The 19,580-nt window shown below is 41.5% G+C and carries 21 protein-coding genes; 11 read left to right on the forward strand and 10 right to left on the reverse strand.

Annotated features, from left to right (window positions below):
• Positions 1-72 precede the first annotated feature (72 nt).
• The 5 genes from sapA to sapF are packed head-to-tail and all read left to right on the forward strand — an operon-like array spanning position 73 to position 5,395.
• The gene (sapA, locus tag GKR61_RS16365; RefSeq protein WP_036953483.1) at positions 73-1,758 is read left to right on the forward strand and encodes an ABC transporter substrate-binding protein SapA; all 1,686 of its coding nucleotides are present in this window, start codon (positions 73-75) and stop codon (positions 1,756-1,758) included.
• Entirely contained in the window at positions 1,755-2,720 is a 966-nt protein-coding gene (gene sapB / locus GKR61_RS16370) for a putrescine export ABC transporter permease SapB (protein ID WP_036953485.1), read from the forward strand. Before sapA ends, sapB begins: the two co-directional genes overlap by 4 nt.
• Complete coding sequence (gene sapC / locus GKR61_RS16375; protein ID WP_108479008.1) at positions 2,707-3,597, forward strand: putrescine export ABC transporter permease SapC; 891 nt, start codon at positions 2,707-2,709, stop codon at positions 3,595-3,597. Before sapB ends, sapC begins: the two co-directional genes overlap by 14 nt.
• Positions 3,597-4,592 (forward strand): putrescine export ABC transporter ATP-binding protein SapD, encoded by a 996-nt coding sequence (gene sapD / locus GKR61_RS16380; protein WP_154639907.1) that lies wholly within the window; start codon positions 3,597-3,599, stop codon positions 4,590-4,592. Before sapC ends, sapD begins: the two co-directional genes overlap by 1 nt.
• Positions 4,592-5,395: a putrescine export ABC transporter ATP-binding protein SapF gene (sapF, locus tag GKR61_RS16385; RefSeq protein ID WP_036953493.1), complete on the forward strand. Its 804-nt coding sequence runs from the start codon at positions 4,592-4,594 to the stop codon at positions 5,393-5,395. The genes sapD and sapF overlap by 1 nt, the downstream gene beginning before the upstream one ends.
• A gap of 49 nt (positions 5,396-5,444) precedes the next feature.
• Here the strand turns inward: sapF and GKR61_RS16390 are convergent, their stop codons facing one another.
• Complete coding sequence (locus tag GKR61_RS16390) at positions 5,445-6,311, reverse strand: DUF817 domain-containing protein (protein ID WP_036953496.1); 867 nt, start codon at positions 6,309-6,311, stop codon at positions 5,445-5,447.
• Between the two features lie 290 nt (positions 6,312-6,601).
• Here GKR61_RS16390 and gstA point away from each other — a divergent pair, with 290 nt between their 5' ends.
• On the forward strand, positions 6,602-7,216 hold the full coding sequence (gene gstA / locus GKR61_RS16395) for a glutathione transferase GstA (protein WP_036953499.1): 615 nt from the start codon (positions 6,602-6,604) through the stop codon (positions 7,214-7,216).
• Between the two features lie 86 nt (positions 7,217-7,302).
• Here the strand turns inward: gstA and pdxY are convergent, their stop codons facing one another.
• The 4 genes from pdxY to anmK all read right to left on the reverse strand — a co-directional run bounded on the left by pdxY (position 7,303) and on the right by anmK (position 11,511).
• Entirely contained in the window at positions 7,303-8,166 is an 864-nt protein-coding gene (pdxY, locus tag GKR61_RS16400; RefSeq protein ID WP_154599988.1) for a pyridoxal kinase PdxY, read from the reverse strand.
• Between the two features lie 111 nt (positions 8,167-8,277).
• Positions 8,278-9,552, reverse strand: a complete 1,275-nt coding sequence (gene tyrS / locus GKR61_RS16405; protein WP_036953505.1) for a tyrosine--tRNA ligase — start codon at positions 9,550-9,552, stop codon at positions 8,278-8,280.
• Between the two features lie 160 nt (positions 9,553-9,712).
• A complete protein-coding gene (pdxH, locus tag GKR61_RS16410; RefSeq protein ID WP_036953508.1) occupies positions 9,713-10,366 on the reverse strand; it encodes a pyridoxamine 5'-phosphate oxidase in 654 nt (217 codons plus the stop codon).
• Positions 10,367-10,386: 20 nt separating this feature from the next.
• Entirely contained in the window at positions 10,387-11,511 is a 1,125-nt protein-coding gene (gene anmK, locus GKR61_RS16415; protein WP_230082496.1) for an anhydro-N-acetylmuramic acid kinase, read from the reverse strand.
• 525 nt (positions 11,512-12,036) lie between these two features.
• On the opposite strand from anmK, the gene GKR61_RS16420 reads away from it, so the two are divergent.
• Positions 12,037-12,504 (forward strand): glycine zipper 2TM domain-containing protein, encoded by a 468-nt coding sequence (locus GKR61_RS16420; RefSeq protein ID WP_036953512.1) that lies wholly within the window; start codon positions 12,037-12,039, stop codon positions 12,502-12,504.
• 455 nt (positions 12,505-12,959) lie between these two features.
• Here the strand turns inward: GKR61_RS16420 and slyA are convergent, their stop codons facing one another.
• Both slyA and GKR61_RS16430 read right to left on the reverse strand, forming a co-directional pair.
• Positions 12,960-13,394 carry a transcriptional regulator SlyA gene (gene slyA, locus GKR61_RS16425; RefSeq protein WP_036953515.1) on the reverse strand — a complete coding sequence of 145 codons (435 nt, stop codon included), beginning with the start codon at positions 13,392-13,394 and terminating at the stop codon, positions 12,960-12,962.
• A gap of 507 nt (positions 13,395-13,901) precedes the next feature.
• A complete protein-coding gene (locus tag GKR61_RS16430) occupies positions 13,902-14,141 on the reverse strand; it encodes a DUF1289 domain-containing protein (RefSeq protein WP_036953518.1) in 240 nt (79 codons plus the stop codon).
• 184 nt (positions 14,142-14,325) lie between these two features.
• Here GKR61_RS16430 and gloA point away from each other — a divergent pair, with 184 nt between their 5' ends.
• Complete coding sequence (gene gloA, locus GKR61_RS16435; protein WP_036953521.1) at positions 14,326-14,733, forward strand: lactoylglutathione lyase; 408 nt, start codon at positions 14,326-14,328, stop codon at positions 14,731-14,733.
• 128 nt (positions 14,734-14,861) lie between these two features.
• Positions 14,862-15,506 (forward strand): ribonuclease T, encoded by a 645-nt coding sequence (gene rnt / locus GKR61_RS16440; protein WP_036953524.1) that lies wholly within the window; start codon positions 14,862-14,864, stop codon positions 15,504-15,506.
• Between the two features lie 90 nt (positions 15,507-15,596).
• Here rnt and GKR61_RS16445 read toward each other — a convergent pair whose 3' ends face one another.
• Positions 15,597-15,944: a Grx4 family monothiol glutaredoxin gene (locus GKR61_RS16445; RefSeq protein ID WP_036953526.1), complete on the reverse strand. Its 348-nt coding sequence runs from the start codon at positions 15,942-15,944 to the stop codon at positions 15,597-15,599.
• 599 nt (positions 15,945-16,543) lie between these two features.
• On the opposite strand from GKR61_RS16445, the gene sodB reads away from it, so the two are divergent.
• Entirely contained in the window at positions 16,544-17,122 is a 579-nt protein-coding gene (gene sodB / locus GKR61_RS16450; protein ID WP_036953529.1) for a superoxide dismutase [Fe], read from the forward strand.
• A gap of 88 nt (positions 17,123-17,210) precedes the next feature.
• Here the strand turns inward: sodB and cydH are convergent, their stop codons facing one another.
• Complete coding sequence (gene cydH / locus GKR61_RS18060; RefSeq protein WP_108479009.1) at positions 17,211-17,294, reverse strand: cytochrome bd-I oxidase subunit CydH; 84 nt, start codon at positions 17,292-17,294, stop codon at positions 17,211-17,213.
• Between the two features lie 267 nt (positions 17,295-17,561).
• Between cydH and purR the strand changes: the two genes are divergently transcribed.
• Positions 17,562-18,587, forward strand: coding sequence for an HTH-type transcriptional repressor PurR (purR, locus tag GKR61_RS16460; RefSeq protein WP_006660078.1), 1,026 nt, complete (start codon positions 17,562-17,564; stop codon positions 18,585-18,587).
• A gap of 15 nt (positions 18,588-18,602) precedes the next feature.
• Here purR and punR read toward each other — a convergent pair whose 3' ends face one another.
• Positions 18,603-19,508, reverse strand: coding sequence for a DNA-binding transcriptional activator PunR (gene punR, locus GKR61_RS16465; RefSeq protein ID WP_154639908.1), 906 nt, complete (start codon positions 19,506-19,508; stop codon positions 18,603-18,605).
• Positions 19,509-19,580 lie beyond the last annotated feature (72 nt).

The following is a 19,580-nucleotide window of genomic DNA, read 5'->3' on the forward strand; positions in this document are numbered from 1 at the left end:
AAATTTTGCTTATACCCTGTTACCCTATTTTTACGCTACAATAAGGCAATTCAGGTCAACGATATTAGCTCTATGCGCCTTTTAACTCTTTGGTTTTTATTTACTGTTTCTCTTTCAACATTGGCAGAGCAAACAGACATAAGCTACAAAGACACCATTGCCAATGATGTCCCAGCCGATATTCGCCAAAATGGCTTTATTTACTGCGTCAATGGCATTGTCACCACATTTAACCCACAACTCGCCAGTAGCGGGTTAATTATTGATCCCCTAGGCGCACAACTGTATGACCGCTTACTGGATGTTGACCCCTTTACATATCGCCTGATCCCAGAGTTGGCTTCCCGCTGGGAAGTTTTAGATAATGGTGCGACCTATCGGCTACATCTGAGAAAGGACGTTAAGTTTCAAACCACACCTTGGTTTACACCAACGCGTAATATGAATGCAGATGATGTGGTATTCAGTTTTTCCCGCATGTTTGAAACCAGCAATCCTTACCATTTCATTAATGGCGGGCGCTACCCCTATTTTGACAGTTTGCAATTTGCGAGCAGCGTCGAAAGTATTAAAAAACTGAATAACTACACCGTTGAGTTTCGATTAAAATCCCCAGATGCCTCATTTTTATGGCACTTGGCGACTCACTACGCGCCCGTTTTATCTGCCGAATATGCGGATGAGCTTTCGGCTAGCAATCGCCAAGAGATGATTGATTGGCGCCCTGTAGGTACTGGACCATTCTATTTTGATGATTACCAAGCTGGACAGTTTGTCCGTTTATTGCGTAATAAAGATTACTGGAAAGGTGAACCACGCATGGAAGAAGTGGTGGTGGATATGGGAGCGGGTGGTACAGGACGCATTTCTAAGCTGCTCACTGGTGAGTGCGATGTCCTCGCCTACCCAGCCGCAAGTCAGTTAAAAGTGCTACGTGATGACCCTCGCCTGCGTATTTCCATGCGTTCGGGAATGAATATTGCGTATCTTGCGTTTAATACAAGCAAGCCGCCTCTCGACCAACTCAAGGTTCGCCAAGCAATTTCTTATGCCATTAATAATGAGCGACTCATGCAGTCCATTTATTATGGTACCGCAGAGACGGCATCATCGATTCTCCCTCGTGCATCTTGGGCATTTGATAATCAAACAAAAATAACCGATTACAACCCTGAACTTGCCAAACAAATGCTGCAGGAAATGGGGTTAGAAAAATTAAAATTGGAATTATGGGTCCCTGTCTCCTCTCAGTCTTACAACCCTAGCCCATTGAAAATGGCGGAATTAATTCAAGCAGACCTAGCCCAAGTAGGTATCGTCATGAGTATCCGTTCGGTGGAAGGTCGCTTCCAAGAAAATCAATTAATGGATCGCTCCCATGACATGACATTAGCGGGCTGGACAACGGACAGTAATGACCCTGATAGTTTCTTCCGCCCACTGCTCAGTTGCGCTGCCATTGGCTCACAAACCAACTTAAGCCATTGGTGTGATTCTAAATTTGATGACGTTTTGCATAAAGCATTACTGACACAAGAGCTGGCAGACCGCATTGATTACTATCATCAAGCACAACAAATTCTCGCGGAAGAACTGCCTATATTGCCATTAGCTTACTCGCTGCGTTTACAAGCTTATCGTTTTGATATGAAAGGATTGGTGATCAGCGCGTTCGGCAATACTTCATTTGCTGGCGTTTATCGCGAAATGCAGGAGCCGAAAAAAGCACCACCTCGGCAGCAGGAGCCGCAACTATGATCATCTACTCACTGAGACGATTTCTGCTATTGCTGGTGACGGTCTTCTTTTTATCACTGGTCAGTTTCAGCTTAAGCTACTTCACGCCCAATGCGCCTCTTAGCGGTGCATCACTCATTGATGCATATATCTTCTATTTTGATGGCTTACTGCATTTCGATTTCGGCGTCTCTAGCATTAACGGAGAACCTATCACCGACCAACTAAAAGACACATTCCCTGCCACCATGGAATTGTGTATTCTCGCCTTTTTATTTGCGTTGTTTGTCGGGATCCCGCTAGGGATGATTGCCTCATTTTGGCGAAACAAACCCGTTGATATTGCGATCAGCACTTTCGCCCTATTGGGCTTTTCCGTGCCTGTATTCGTTTTAGCGTTAATACTAACCCTATTTTTCTCGCTTCACTTAGGATGGCTGCCCGTTTCTGGGCGAATCGACCTACTTTATAACCTAAAGCCAGTAACAGGCTTTGCCCTTGTGGATGCGTGGCTTTCGGATTCGCCATACCGTAAAGATATGATTATCAATGTGTTAGAACATATGATCCTGCCAGTACTCACACTCGCCTTAGCGCCAACCACAGAAGTCATTCGCTTAGTCCGTATTAGTACGGATGAAGTGGCTAGCAGTAACTATGTTAAAGCCGCTGCTACTCGTGGGCTTTCTCGCTTTAAAATTATTCGCCGCCATATTTTTCATAACGCAATACCGCCAATTATCCCGAAATTGGGGCTACAATTCTCCACGATGCTAACATTAACCATGGTGACAGAATTAGTATTTAACTGGCCGGGATTAGGTCGCTGGTTGGTCACTGCAATCCGTCAAGGAGACTACTCAGCGATTTCTGCTGGCGTGATGTTAATTGGCGCATTGGTGATCACCGTGAACGTGTTATCCGATATTTTAGGCGCAATGATGGACCCGTTAAAACATAAGGATTGGTATGTCCTCAGATAATTTTTATCGTGAACAGAAAATGCCATCCCCGACACGGGTGGTGTGGAATATTTTCTCCTCCGACATACTGGCAATGATCGGCTTTTTTGGGGTGATTTTTTTAATCGTCCTCTGTTTTGCGGGCCCTTATTTAGCACCTTATGCCATCGACCAACAATTTTTAGGTTACCAAATTACGCCACCATCATGGTCACACTATGGTGAAGTGGCTTTCTTCTTTGGTACGGATGATTTAGGACGTGATATTTTAAGCCGTCTCTTAATTGGTACTAAATCCACATTCGGCTCAGCCTTGTTGGTCACTGCGATTGCGACACTAATCGGCTTAGTGTTAGGTTGCCTTGCGGGTATGACCCGTGGACTCAAATCCGCTGTCTTTAACCACGTTTTGGATACCTTGCTATCGATTCCTTCTCTACTATTGGCGATCATCGTGGTAGCATTTATGGGTGCCAGCTTAACCAATGCGATGCTTGCGATTTGCCTCGCGCTGATCCCCCGTATGGTGCGTACTATCTATGTTGCCGTGCATGATGAGCTAGATAAAGAGTACATCGTGGCGGCACGTTTAGATGGCGCATCAAACATCTTTATTTTGTGGTACACGGTACTGCCAAATATCACCCCTATTTTGGTCACTGAATTAACCCGCGCCCTCTCCATTGCAATTTTGGATATTGCGGCATTAGGCTTTTTAGATTTAGGGGCGCAACTCCCATCATCTGAATGGGGGGCGATGCTAGGCGATACGTTAGAGTTGATTTATGTGGCACCGTGGACAGTCATTTTGCCCGGCGTTGCGATTATGTCGAGTGTCTTATTTGTGAACTTACTGGGTGATGGACTGCACCGAGCGATTAATTCGGGGGTGGAATAATGCCATTACTTGATATTCGTAATTTAACTATTGAGTTTATGACAGCTAATGGTCCCGTCAAAGCCATTGACCGTGTCTCCATGACCTTATCTGAAGGAGAAGTTCGTGGCTTAGTGGGTGAATCTGGGTCAGGTAAAAGCTTAATTGCTAAAGCCATTTGTGGGATCACCAAAGATAATATCCGCGTGACTGCTGACCGTTTTCGCTTCCAAGACATTGACCTATTAAAACTCAGTCCACGTAAGCGTCGTCGCCTGATTGGTCATAATATTTCGATGATTTTCCAAGAACCGCAATCCTGTCTTGATCCTGCTGCCGATATAGGAAAACAGCTGATTCAATCTATCCCAGGCTGGACATACAAAGGGCGTTGGTGGCAGCGTTTTAATTGGCGAAAACGCCGCGCAATTGAATTATTGCACCGTGTGGGTATCAAAGATCACAAAGACATTATGCATAGTTATCCGTACGAGCTGACGGATGGTGAATGCCAAAAAGTGATGATCGCCATTGCGATTGCCAATCAGCCTCGCTTGTTGATTGCGGATGAGCCCACCAACGCGATGGAATCCACCACGCAGGCACAAATTTTCCGTTTATTAGATAAATTAAATCAAAACAATAATATGGGAATTTTGCTGATCAGCCACGATATGGAAATGATGTCTAAATTGGTTGACCGAATTAATGTCCTGTATTGCGGTCAGACTGTAGAAAGTGCCACACCGAATGATATTTTGCAGCGCCCCCGCCATCCTTATACTCAGGCACTGATTCGCTCTATTCCTGATTTTGAAAGCCCGATCCCTCATAAAGGTCGTTTAAATACACTCCCAGGAGCTATCCCTTCATTGGAGCACTTACCGATTGGCTGCCGTTTGGGACCCCGTTGCCCTTACGCACAACGAACCTGTATTGATGCACCACCACTACGCAGCATTAAGGGGCATCTGGTTGCCTGTCATTATCCATTGAATACCGAGGAACAACCCTAATGGAAACGTTACTTGAGGTACGTAACCTGACAAAAACGTTCCGTTTTCGTGAAGGGTTATTTCGTCGCCATGAATTACAAGCCGTCAAGCCGCTGAGTTTCAACCTACAAGCAGGGCAAACTTTAGCCATCATCGGCGCTAATGGTTCAGGGAAATCCACGCTTGCTCGTATGTTGTCTGGGGTAACGGAGCCTTCTGGCGGAGAGATTTTGATCCGTGGCCAACGGTTAAATTTTGGGGATTATAGCTACCGAAGCCAACGTATTCGCATGATATTTCAGGATCCAAGTACTTCATTAAACCCGCGCCAGCGTATTGGTCAAACCCTGGAATTGCCCTTAAAACTGAATACTAACCTTACTGGTATTGAGCGGGAAAGACGCATTATCCAGACATTACGCCAAGTAGGATTACTGGCCGATCACGCAGAATATTACCCACACATGCTAGCATCGGGTCAAAAACAACGGATCGCCCTCGCCCGCGCGTTAATTCTGCAACCAGAAATTATCGTGGCTGATGAAGCACTTGCCTCGCTAGATATGTCGATGCGTTCGCAGATAATCAACTTAATGCTCGATTTACAAGCTAAGCAAGATATCGCTTATATTTACGTCACCCAACATTTAGGCATGATGAAGCATATAAGTGACAAAATGCTCGTGATGGATAAAGGCGAAGTCGTTGAGCGAGGAAATACAGCGGAAGTTTTAGCGGCTCCGCTTCATGACGTGACGCGTCGTCTGATTGAAAGCCATTTTGGGGAGCCATTATCCATTGATGCGTGGCGACAAGATTTGTAATGTTCAAAAGACGGGGAAATAGTCTCCGTCTTTAACAAAAAGTTCGTGGCTAGCGCGCTATGGATACACAACTTTTTATGTGTTTGAGATGCACCACAATCGTGAAAGTCACGATCACCAGTAACGACCATGCCCCCCATTTCCCCGCATGTACCATTGACCATGCTCCGATTTGATTCGGATATTGCCAAACACCAAAGAACGTTCCGAAGTTTTCCGCCAGCCAAATAAAGAACCCTATCAGCATAAATGCAAGCAATAGCGGCATTTTACGTTCTTTATCTAATGGGGTATAAAACACCACACTGCGAGCATACAAACCAAATATAAACGCCGTTAAGTACCAGCGATAATCATCAATATAGTGATGGCTGAAAAAGTTAATATAAATGGCTAAAGCCACTAATGTCGCCATCCAATAAGGTGGATAATGTTCAATTCTGACATTAAAAAAACGCCATGATTGGATGATATAGCTACCAACTGCCGCATACATAAACCCAGTAAACAGTGGAACTCCCCAAAGTTTGGTATACGCCTCATCAGGATATTGCCATGAACCAATTGTCGCAGAGGTTTTGAATAACTCCATCATAAAGCCCACTAAATGGAATACACAAATGGCTTTTAGCTCATCCCACGTTTCTAACTTTGACCATACTAAAAATGCTTGAAAAGAGACTGCGAAAATCAGCAAAACATCATATCGAGGAATACCTAGAATCCCTTTCGCTGGCACTAGGAATAAAGCCAAAAAGAAGAATCCAGCAAACAGACAAGAACGAGCGTTAATTAAACCAAAAAACCAAAATTCCAGAATAAAGCGTTTTAATCCTTTACTACTATTCGGTTTATGAGCCATTAAGATGGCATCTAGCTTGGTTAAGTAATTAAGATTGTTAAAAATGGATGCCATTTTGACAGCTCATAAAATGTGACTAAGGATTGAGAGAATAGCTCAATGAGAGACAAAATTATAACAGAACCCTCTCAGAGACCTCTCCTGTAACATTCTTAATTTTAATGAATTATCAATTAAATAGATAATTCCCCAAAGAAATACTCGTCTATCGTAAGCTTGCCATATATTAGTGTGATTTTAGATATTGAGAGCCATCCCGCATCCTTTGGCAATTCTCTTTTTAAATCTGGTGTATACTTGGAAGAACAATAACGATGACCATTCTATGACTTAGGAGTTTTATGATGAAATTGTATTACGCTCCCGGTGCCTGCTCACTTTCTCCTCATATCATTCTGCGTGAAGCAGGATTAGATTTCAGTATTGTTCGTGTTAACTTAAAAGAGAAAATCACAGAAACGGGTGAAAACTTCTTAGAAATTAACCCTAAAGGTCAAGTTCCTACTCTTGTTTTAGATGATGATGAGCAATTAACTGAAGGCGCTGTGATTGTCCAATATATTGCAGATCAAAACCCAAATAGAAACTTGATTGCCCTGCCTGGTTCAATGAAGCGCTACCATCAGCTAGAAGCACTAAACTTCATTTCTACTGAGTTGCATAAGAATTTTGGCCCATTATTTGCGCCAAATACCCCTGAAGAATATAAAGATGTTGTTCGCGCAAATTTACTGAAAAAATTCCAGTATGTGAATGATATTCTGAAAAATCAGCCTTATTTTGTCGCTAAAAGTGATTTCTGTGTTGCTGATGCGTATCTGTTTACCGTCACCAACTGGACTCGTTTAGTTGGCGTTGATATCAGCGCATTAAGCCATCTGAATGAATATTGTGAGAAGATTGCGAAGCGTCCAAAAGTACAAGAAGCATTAGAAGCAGAAGGGTTACTGAAAAAGTAATCTATTGTATGAAATGCATTTACAAAAACAGCGCCATTCGGCGCTGTTTTTTATTACTATATTTAATAAGTTACTACTATGCTCAATCAGTCTAACTGAGTAGAGCAGAATTTATGTTGGGGGCTAACCATCAAATCTTGGGCTGCAACTAACTGAAGTTCATACTCACCCATTTCTTTGGTTTTCAGCATGACTTCATAGACTGCTGCGGCAACATGCTCTAAGCCTTTATCGAGGGGCTCACCTTTTAAGATATTGACCAACATTAAACCACTCGTTAAGTCGCCGACTCCCACAGGCTGTTTTTCACCAAAATCCACTAATGGGCGACTAACATGCCAACTGTGTTCCGCAGTGACTAAGATCATTTCAAATCGGTCTGCACGATAGCCAGCACGGCTTAAATGCTTAACTAATACAGTTTTAGGGCCTTGCTGACATAATTGACGTGCCGCTTGAACCGCTTGCTCTACCGTCGTGATTTTTTCATTCGCTAAAGTTTCTAACTCTAATAAGTTAGGTGCAATCACATCACTCGCCGCTAACGCTTGTTGGCAAAGAAACTCAGCGACACCTGGTGCAACGATGCATCCCTTCTCTGGATGTCCCATCACTGGGTCACAAAAATAGAGTGCCTGCGGATTCGCCGCTTTGACTTTTTGGACAATCGCTAGAATATCATTACCTTGCTCAGCAGAACCAATATAACCACTTAACACGGCATCACAGATTGCCAGTTTATGGATTTTTGCTAATCCTTCGACAATATCTGTCAAATGCTGAGCTGGAAATACTGAGCCCGTCCATTGTGGATACTGAGTATGGTTGGAGAATTGCACTGTATTAAGTGGCCACACATCTACGCCCATACGGCACATAGGGAATGCAGCAGCACTGTTTCCTGCATGGCCGAAAACAACATGGGATTGAATTGATAATACGCTTTTCATTGGAAACCCAGAGAATTGTTATGTCGAATGAAGAGAAATCAGTGAGTAGCCATTTGCCAATATGAATAGCCCGGAGATTTCCGGGCTATATATTACAAAGGTTCGTCAGAGCTATTTCCAGTTAACTAAGCAGTCATTTTTCTTACCGCGGCGGATAAGTGTATAACGACCAAATAAACGGTCAGCATCAGTGAATACATACATTGGTTCAGTTTGTTTCTGACCATTCACAGATACTGCATTTGAGCTGATTGCCGTTCTTGCTTGACCACGAGAAGGTACCAGTTCTGAATCAACTAATGCTTGCTGGAGATCTGCACCATCTTCTAGGGTGATGCACGGCATACCGTCTTGAGCTAACTGTTCAAAGTCAGCTTCAGTTAAATCAGATACTGCGCCAGAGAACAAACTTTCAGTAATGCGTTTTGCAGCCGCGAGACCCGCTTCACCGTGAACTAATTTAGTTACTTCTTCTGCTAATACATACTGTGCACGAGGCGCTTTACCGCTATTTTTATCTTCTTCTTCCAATGCGTCAATTTCACTTAATTCCATGAAAGTAAAGAATTTCAGGAAACGATAAACGTCAGCATCTGCTGTGTTAATCCAGAATTGGTAGAATTTATATTGGCTGGTTTTCTTCGGATCTAACCATACTGCACCACCTTCGGTTTTACCAAACTTGGTACCGTCTGTTTTGGTGATCAGTGGAACAGTTAAACCAAACACTTGGTTTTGATGCAGACGACGAGTTAAATCAATACCTGATGTAATGTTACCCCATTGGTCTGAACCACCAATTTGTAACTCAACACCCATTTCTTTATTCATGTTCGCAAAATCGTAACCTTGTAATAGGTTATAGGCGAATTCAGTGAAAGAGATACCTACATCATCGCGGTTTAAACGCTGTTTAACAGATTCACGGTTGATCATTTGGTTAACGGAGAAATGTTTACCAATATCACGTAAGAATGTCAGCACATCCATTTTGCCAAACCAATCATAGTTGTTAGCTAGGCGTGCACTGTTATCACCACAATCAAAACTAAGGAATGGTGAGACTTGGTTACGGATTTTTTCTACCCACTCTTGAACGGTTTCTGTGGTGTTTAATTTACGTTCAGTAGCTTTAAAGCTCGGGTCGCCAATAAGGCCCGTTGCGCCACCGACCAACGCCACAGGCTTGTGCCCGGCTAGTTGGAATCGTTTTAAACACAGCAAAGGAACCAGATGTCCCAAGTGCAAGCTATCGGCGGTAGGGTCGAAGCCACAATAGAGAGAGATAGGGCCCTGCGCCAGTCTCTCTGCTAACGCATCCTCATCCGTTACCTGGGCAACGAGGCCCCGCTCTTGCAATTGTTTAATCAGGTTATTGCTAGACATCAATGACTCCATCGGTTGAATTTTGTCTATCTATTTTAATGTAGAAAATTGACAAAATAAGGCTTAGCTCAAAGGCTCGCCAGTATGATTTGTCAATTTTCTTAAACGAGGCTATAGCATAAAGCGCATATCAATTAAGCGCCAGCTAAAAAACCATTTATTACGGGGCTAATCGGTCAATTACCCAGCCATCCGCTTCTCTTTGGTATAGAAAGCGGTCATGCAGGCGGTGAGCGCCACCTTGCCAAAATTCGACACTGTTAAAAACAACGCGATAGCCCCCCCAAAAACTCGGTAATGGAACCTCACCATTTTGAAATTTCTGCTTAAGCTCTAAAAATTTCCCTTCTAAGATTCCACGCGCCGAAATCCGTGAAGATTGAGCTGATGCCCAAGCGGCGATTTGGCTATCTTTTGGGCGGCTATGGAAATATTTCAGTACTTCAATCGGGCTTAAACGCTCAGCAACACCTGTAAAATGAACTTGGCGTTCCAATTGATACCATGGAAAATGCAAACTGATTTTATTGTTATGCTCTAAATGCTGTGCTTTACGGCTTCCCAAATTGGTATAAAAGACTAATCCGTTTTCATCGAAGTGCTTTAATAATACGATCCGTTGATAAGGCTGCCCTGTTTCATCAACTGTTGCCACACACATTGCTGTCGGGTCAGTTAATCGCGCTTCACAGGCTTGCTTTAACCAGCGCTCAAACAATGGAATAGGATCTGGCGTTAAATCTTTGCGTCTCAATCCACCTTTTGTATATTCACGTCGTACCGCAGCAAGATCGATCTCTTCAAGTTCGTTCATTTTACTGTCCTTTCAAGCGGTTATTTTATATCAACATTCGCGGGGTATATCGCACCTAATATACTGTCTCTGCTTGCGCCCGTTACTGATGCAAGGCTACCTGATAAGCCTGAAACTGTGCGAGCGGCAAGCCAAGCAAATGCCAGTGCTTCCATATCATCACCACTCAGCCCATATTTATCACTTGGCGCGACTTCAATCCCCGGCAGTAATGTTGCTAATCGCAACATTAAGAATTTATTTTGAGCGCCGCCGCCACAAACAATTAATCGCTCGCAGCCACCACATAACTTAACTTGATCCACTATAGATACGGCAGTCAATTCACACAATGTTGCTTGAACGTCTTCAGGAGATAGCAATTTAAAATGCGCCAAATGCTGCTCTAGCCATTGCATATTAAAATATTCACGCCCAGTACTTTTAGGAGCTGAACGTTTAAAATAGCTATCATTAAGCATCGCATTTAATAATGCCTGATTCACCGTTCCCGTTTTTGCCCATTCACCATCTTTATCATACGCTTGTTGCTTGTTACGCCAGACCCAAGTGTCCATTAACATATTACCAGGCCCTGTGTCATAGCCTTTTACATATGCATTTGGCAGCAATGCAGTAACATTAGCAATCCCGCCAATGTTAAGCACTATACGTTTTTCAGTCGGATGCCCTAATACGGCTAAATGAAATGCAGGAACTAGCGGAGCACCTTGTCCACCATAAGCCATGTCTCTGCGGCGAAAATCCCCCACAGTCGTTATTCCCGTTAATGCCGCTATGCGATTGTTATCACCAATCTGCATAGTAAATGGTGTTTCACTATCAGGTTCATGCCAAACCGTTTGCCCGTGACAACCAATCGCAATAATATCTTCGGGAGATAGACCCGTTTGATGAAGCAGCTGATTAATGGCATCGGCATATATTGTGCCAAGTTCTCTGTCTATTTTTCCCAATTCAGAAAGTGTTGTTTCTTGCCCTTGGCAAATATTGAGAATGCGCTTTTTCAGCTCAATCGGAAATGCGGCGCTCAAGCTAGCTTGCTCTGCAACAAACTTATCATTAATTGCAGCTAATACGACATCAACACCATCTAGGCTGGTTCCTGACATAACACCGATATAGCGACCCGATTTAATCATCATTATTCCCTTTAACGTGTCTATTCACTCGATGAGATAAACTAGGAAAGATTGTGCTTTTAGAGAAAAATTTGTCAACTGATCGATTCAATTTCTCGTAGCGCTTCGCAGGAATAATAAATAATTGATAGAAGAGATGAAAATAGTGAGCAAAATAGCAACAATGAGTCACTTTGCTATCTCTCATTTTTTTAAATTTGATTTATAATGGTTCATTCTGTAATTATCTGCTACACCTTAAGGTGAGTAGTTTTTATTACAGGTGAAAATCCCCTATTTAGCCTTTGCCATAAATTGATGTTCTAAAATAGTCAAAAAATAGATGATTCTTTAGCAAAGGGTGCCTTGAATTGGGATTTTGGGTGGAATTTGAGATATTTTACCTAGTGTTGATGAATTATTTAATTCAAAATTAGTAGTCTAGGCTCTGTTATCTAAAACAAATTTTTGATGTTGTTGTGCTTATGGTAAGAACAAATCTTCGATGCTACGTTACTGCCACGAACAGCAAGTCTCATAGGAGTTATTATGCTTAAGAAAGTTTTTGTAGGTGTTGCTGCGGTTGTTGCGTTATCTGGCTGTGTCAATACAAGTACGCTTTCTGGTGATACTATTTCAGCTCAAGATGCTAAACAAGTCCAAACTGTGACTTATGGTACCGTACTCAATGCACGCCCAGTTACCATTCAAGCGGGTGAAGATGGTAACGTAATTGGAGCAATTGGTGGTGCAGTTATCGGTGGTCTATTAGGCAATACCGTCGGTGGCGGTACTGGTAAAACGCTAGCAACAGCAGCTGGTGCAATCGCGGGTGGTTTAGCGGGTCAACAAGCACAAGGTGCCCTAAATAAAAGCCAAGGTGTGCAGCTTGAAATCCGTTTAGACAGTGGTAAAAACATTGTTGTGGTTCAGAAACAAGATCCTGCCGCTTTCCGTGTAGGTCAGCGTGTTATGATCGCAAACAGTGGAAATACAGTGACTGTGTCACCTCGATAATTTGACATAAGTTCAAGATAAAATGCGTTCACCGACTAATTAATCGATGAACGCATTTTTTATTTAAATCATAATTAGCGTTTTACTTTTTAGCTTATTAATAATGCTTTTTATCGAATCTGAGCTCTTTACTATCTTTTTGTCTATGAGTTCCATTGCGGGAATTTATTAAATTTTTGTGATTGATATCATTCAAGTAAAATGTAATTTATACAATTTGAATTCTCTATCTTTCTTGAGCCACATTTTTTATTCATATTTCTACACCCTAATATCCCATATATCTAAAAATTAACTCATAGTAGTGAAATACAAAGCCGCCTCACATAATAAAACCATGTAACTAGATAAAAGTACATATTATGTGAATGGTGGCTATAATTATTAGATTAATATATATTTATGCGAATTACATTCATAGAATGAAAAATCAATTATAAAATACAATTATTAGTCTATGAATCATTCTGTAAGCGTAGAATATTTTTCTCCAATCTTAGCAGTAATAAAGATAACTGACTTAGTTCATCATGACTAATATTACTTAAAATTTCTGTCCGAGTATTATTAATCACTTGATCAACCGTTTTGATGAAAGGCTCCGATTCCTCTGTGAGTTTGATTCTCTTAGCACGTCGGTCATTCGCACATGTATGACGAGAAATGAGCCTTTTTTCTTCTAATTGATCTAATGTTCTGACCAAGGAAGGTTGCTCAATACCAATTGCCTTTGCCAATTGAATCTGCGACTGCTCGGGCGGTAACTGGCTAATATTATGCAGTGTTACCCAATGTGTTTGCGTGAGTTTAAGTGGTTTGAGGCGATAGTCAATCAATGCTCGCCACATACGGACTACACGAGATAATTCAGTTCCAATTTGAGATTCCAATTTACCCTCCTTTATATAATTATAATGTCTAAAAAATATACCAAATACATATTATTTTTTGAATTATATATTAACTCCCTTTTATCTTTACAACCTTTTATTGAGCCAATACCTCATAAATACCTATATATAGTGAGCATCAATAAATCATTGAGTGATATACATCTTACTTTCCTCCATGATTTTTCATATAAAAACAATATAATCACTTAATAAGACAACCTATCAATTATCTTATTAATAAGAATAGCCTTACTCTTCTTTCGAATCTATCTATTTTAACCCTTATAGTAATTACAACTAACAATAAAAAATGCAATATCAAATAAACCCTTAAAAAACAAAGTAATATAGTTATTCTTAAAATTATGTCATTTACAGTTGATTTAAATGAACTTCATCATCATTTTGAATAAATAAAATTTTATTGAAATGTAACTATTGGAATTAATCTAAATGAATTAATTTTTGATTGAATTATCTTATTTTTAATAGTTTGATTATCAATCAAAATAGAGGTTGTTGAGGATCATTCATCTCTTCTTGAGCCACTTTCTTATTATTTAATCTTAAAAATCGCTGGCGACATAAACGGATGACATGACGTTTTTCTGCGTTAGTTAGCTGCAACCAACCAAAACGTTCATCTCGGGTTCGATAACAACCACGGCAATATCCCTGCTCGTTGGTCTGGCATATCCCACGGCAAGGGCTTGGAATATCAAAAAACTCAAGTTGTTCTGCCATCGTTAACCACCCGTAATATAAACATAAAATTATGATATACTCCCTCGAATTGAGTATAGCCATGATATGACTAAAAAATAAACCTCAATCGCTGTATTTAGTCATATTGCCACGTTATATTAATAGATAAATCGATTCGACTTTAAGCATTATTGCCTGAAGAATTTATAGGGAAACTACTATTATGCGCTTACTACATACCATGCTCCGTGTTACCGACATGCAACGCTCCGTTGATTTTTATACCAAAGTATTAGGTATGCGCTTACTGCGCACGAGCGAAAATACAGAATACAAATATTCTTTAGCGTTTGTCGGTTACAGCGATGAAAGTGAAGGTGCTGTTATCGAGTTAACTTATAACTGGGGCGTAACAGAATATGACTTAGGTAATGCTTATGGTCATATTGCATTAGGTGTTGATAATGTTGCTAAAACCTGTGAAGACATTCGTCAAGCAGGTGGAAATATCACTCGTGAAGCTGGTCCAGTCAAAGGTGGTACAACCGTTATTGCATTTGTTGAAGATCCAGATGGCTATAAAATTGAGCTCATCGAAAATAAAAGTGCGAGCAAAGGATTAGGAAATTAATCCCTCACATACATTTTATATTTTAGGTGGTGATAACCATCACCTAAAATATCTTCAGTATCTACCTGCAAAAATGCATTCCCTTTGGCATAATGAAAGCCAACCAGAAACTGTAAATTGAAAGCCTAATGTCTGAAAAAAATAACCCTAACTCACTGGTTAACCGCTTCCGGGGTTACTACCCTGTCGTTATAGATGTTGAAACTGGTGGGTTCAACCCTAAAACTGATGGTCTATTAGAGATAGCGGCCATTACACTCAAAATGGACAAAGATGGCTGGCTAGCCATTGATGAAACGCTGCATTTTCATGTAGAACCATTTGAAGGTGCGAATTTGGAGCCCTCTGCACTGGAGTTCACAGGCATTGACCCCACGAACCCCCTACGTGGTGCAGTGAGTGAATATGAAGCATTACATGCCATTTTTAAAACAATTCGAAAAGGTATGAAGAATACCGATTGCAATCGCGCGATCATGGTGGCTCATAACGCAAATTTTGATCACAGCTTTGTTATGAATGCGGCAGAACGCTCTGGGTTAAAACGTAACCCATTTCATCCCTTCGCAACCTTTGATACCGCCGCACTGAGTGGATTAGTTTTTGGACAAACCATTCTTGCAAAAGCTTGTGTCACCGCAGGTATTCCATTTGATGGCAAGCAAGCCCACGGTGCCCTATACGATACTAACCGTACCGCGCTATTATTTTGCGAGTTAGTCAATAAATGGAAAAAATTAGGTGGATGGCCACTACCTAGTGAGCCTCAATAACCTCGCCCCCTAAAAACAAAAAAACCGTATTAGTTTTAGGCTAATACGGTTTTCATCAATATAAGCATTAAAGCCTATTCAACCATTTAATTACTCAGTGATGGTTTCATCTGCTGGACGGTATTTGTCTGCAGTTTCTTTGATCAGAGCTTGTAATTCGCCGCGTTGGAACATCTCAACGATAATGTCACAACCGCCAACTAACTCACCATCAACCCATAACTGTGGGAATGTTGGCCAATTAGCATATTTTGGTAGCTCTGCACGAATATCTGGGTTTTGTAAAATATCAACGTAAGCAAAACGCTCACCGCAAGAAGACAGAGCTTGAACAGCTTGAGCAGAAAAACCGCAGCTAGGCAGTTTTGGAGAGCCTTTCATGTATAATAAGATTGGATTTTCTTTAACTTGGCGCTCAATTTTTTCGATAGTTGTCATTTTATATCCTAAAACGTGGGTGCTGATTTTGCAGTCACTGAGCCACTTTGAATCATTTGCAAGGCAACTCATTAGACAGAACACATTGACCGGTGTAATCGCCGGCATAGTCAAAACATCGCAAATTGTTCCGTGATTGTTTCATACAATATGCCAGTTTTATAAGGTGAATACTATAGCACTCCTATTTGCTGTACTCAAAAGGTGAAAAGCAAATAGCAACGTTTTCTTTTTACTATAAAAAATTCACTCTGGGTGTTTTTGCTGTGTAATCATGAGAGTTATTTGTTAATATATTAGCAAATTAATAACACTTGATGTATTTCCCTGCTCTTCAATGACAATAACGACACGCAGTGGAATAATTATTATGCAACTTACTAACAATTAAGGCATAAATAGCATCATGGAACAGGTTTTTTCTTACTGTAACCTGTATTCTGTTATGATAAATCATGACTTACAATGCGGCGCAATAGCTCACCACGGCTCGACGTCACTACACTAGAAGTAGATTAATTAATAGAAGTACATTTAATTTCGCTCATTTTACGAGCAAACACCCTAAACACTGAATAAAAGCAATCAAGGAGTACGCAATGTCTTTTGAATTACCAGCTCTACCTTATGCTAAAGATGCTTTAGAACCTCATATCTCTGCTGAAACCTTAGAATACCACTACGGTAAGCACCACAACACTTATGTTGTTAACCTGAATAACCTGATCAAAGGCACTAAATTTGAAGGTCTGTCTTTAGAAGAAATCATTAAAACTTCTGAAGCTGGCGTATTCAATAACGCGGCTCAAGTTTGGAACCACACTTTCTACTGGCACTGCTTGGCTCCAAATGCAGGTGGCGAGCCAACCGGTAAAGTTGCAGAAGCTATCAACAAAGCATTCGGTTCATTTGCTCAGTTCAAAGAGCAATTCACTGATGCCGCAGTTAAAAACTTCGGTGCAGGTTGGACTTGGTTAGTGAAAAAAGCAGATGGCAGCCTGGCTATCGTTAACACGTCTAACGCGGCAACACCAATTTCTGGTGACGATAAGCCAGTTCTGACTGTTGATATCTGGGAACACGCATACTACATCGACTACCGTAACGCACGTCCAAAATACTTAGAAAACTTCTGGGCGTTAGTTAACTGGAAATTTGTTGAAGAAAATCTGGCTTAATTTTAGTTCAGATCTAAAATGACTAAGGGCGAGTATAATACTCGCCCTTAATTATTTCTCATCCTTAGTAGATAGGATGGAAATGAAATCAGAAAATGTGCACAGCAAACAAAATAATTACAGCTAAAGAGCCAAACGCAGCTAGCAATCCATATTTAAAATCTGTATCCATGAGACCCTCTCATATAAAGAAATTGAATTATCAAATAACCATAAAATAAAAAGGTTATTTCAGTATACATGCACAAAAACGTAAAACCAGTGTCTATATCACATGTTATAACATCAATTATTTCTTTCGTTTTTGCGCTAGATCAGACAAAATCGACAACAAATCGCTAAATTATTGCCAGCAAAGGTACTATGCATCAATATGCAGGTAATTATTTAACTAGAATTATTTTAGAGACCAAGTTTTGGTTAGGAGTTTTTTCTTCTCATGGCAACAATTAAAGATGTGGCGAAACGTGCGGGCGTCTCTACCACAACCGTCTCCCATGTTATCAACAAGACGCGTTTTGTCGCTGATGATACAAAAACAGCCGTTTGGGCCGCCATCAAAGAGCTCAATTATTCTCCGAGTGCGGTTGCGCGTAGTTTAAAAGTCAACCACACCAAATCAATTGGTCTGTTGGCAACATCAAGTGAAGCCCCCTATTTCGCAGAAGTGATCGAGTCTGTCGAGAATAGTTGCTATGAGAAAGGCTATACTCTAATTTTATGTAACTCTCACAATAACTTAGGTAAGCAAAAAGCGTACTTGCAAATGTTGGCACAAAAACGTGTCGATGGGCTACTTGTGATGTGTTCAGAATACCCTGACACCTTGATAGGTATGTTGGAAGATTACCGAAATATCCCAATGGTCGTCATGGACTGGGGTACCTCTCGCGGGGATTTCACTGACAGTATTATTGATAACTCTTTCCACGGTGGTTACTTAGCGGGTCGTTACCTTATTGACCGTGGTCACCGTGAAATTGGCGTGATCCCTGGCTCTCTCGAAAGAAATACAGGTATTGGGCGTTTAACCGGCTTCAAAAAAGCCATGGAAGAAGCCAAAGTCACATTAAAAGATGAATGGATTGTTCAAGGGGATTTCGAGCCAGAATCAGGCTATAAAGCGATGATGCAGATCCTCAGTAACAAGCACCGCCCAACGGCAGTCTTCTGTGGTGGAGACATCATGGCGATGGGGGCAATCTGTGCGGCTGACGAGATGGGATTACGTGTCCCTCAAGATATTTCCATTATTGGTTATGATAACGTGCGTAATGCACGCTATTTCACGCCTGCATTAACCACAATCCACCAGCCAAAAGAGCGTTTAGGTCAAATGGCGTTTGCGATGTTGCTCGATCGTATTGTGAATAAACGCGAAGATGCGCAAACGATTGAAGTTCATCCGCGTTTAGTTGAGCGCCGTTCCGTGGCTGACGGTCCATTTATTGATTATCGCCGCTAAGTCTACCTCAGCACATCAGCTCGCAAACCACTCCGCGTTGAGCGTTTCGCTATCACCAAGATAGTCAAGAAGCCATCTCAACGCTGGAGATGTATCATTCTCAACCCACGTTAAGCAGCAAGGGCTTTCAGGAAACGGCTGTGCTAATTTCAGCTCAACAAGCTTGCCTTCTGCACACAATGGCGCTGCACGGTGCTCAGGAACCATTCCCACACACAGGCCATTTTCCAAACACGCTAAACCACTTTCCCAGTAAGGCACAACTAAGCGACGTTGGTTATCCAGCGCCCAAGTATCTCTTTTCGGTAAGCTTCTTGAGGTATCTTCTAAGCACAAACTTGGATATTCACGCATTTGATCATCTGTCAGTTTGCCCTGAATTTTTGCTAATGGGTGATCGGGGCTCGCAACACAACGCCATGACATAAAGCCCATATCACGGAAGCTATAGCGCTCTCCAATTGGTGAAGCACGGGTCGCTCCAATCGCAACATCCACACGTCCATCGGCTAAAGCACCCCAAACTCCATTAAACACTTCAGGGTGGATATACAGTTCAATATCAGGGAAATGACGATAAAAATCCAAAATCAGCTGTTCCGTACGCTGCGGTTTTACGATGCAATCAACAGCAATACTGAACTGTCCGCGCCATCCATTGGCGACTTGTTGGCATTGATGTCGAGTATCAATCATTTTTTTGATAACACTTCGACTTTCTTTAATAAAGATAGCCCCGGCTTCCGTCAATACCACATCACGGTGACGACGTTCGAATAGCGGAACTGCTAACCATTCTTCGACTTGTTTTACTGTGTAGCTGATCGCTGAAGGGACTCGATGCAGCTCATCCGCAGCACCACTAAAGCTTCCCGTTCGAGCAACTGCGTCTATGACTTCAAGTGCATGAGCTGACCACATTTTCTTTCCTTTCAAATTATTTGATAGCAGAGTCCAAATATTACCGTTTCACAACGTAAAAAAATAGCCTAT

Source organism: Providencia sp. wls1916, from assembly GCF_009706585.1.
Lineage (GTDB): Bacteria > Pseudomonadota > Gammaproteobacteria > Enterobacterales > Enterobacteriaceae > Providencia > Providencia lanzhouensis.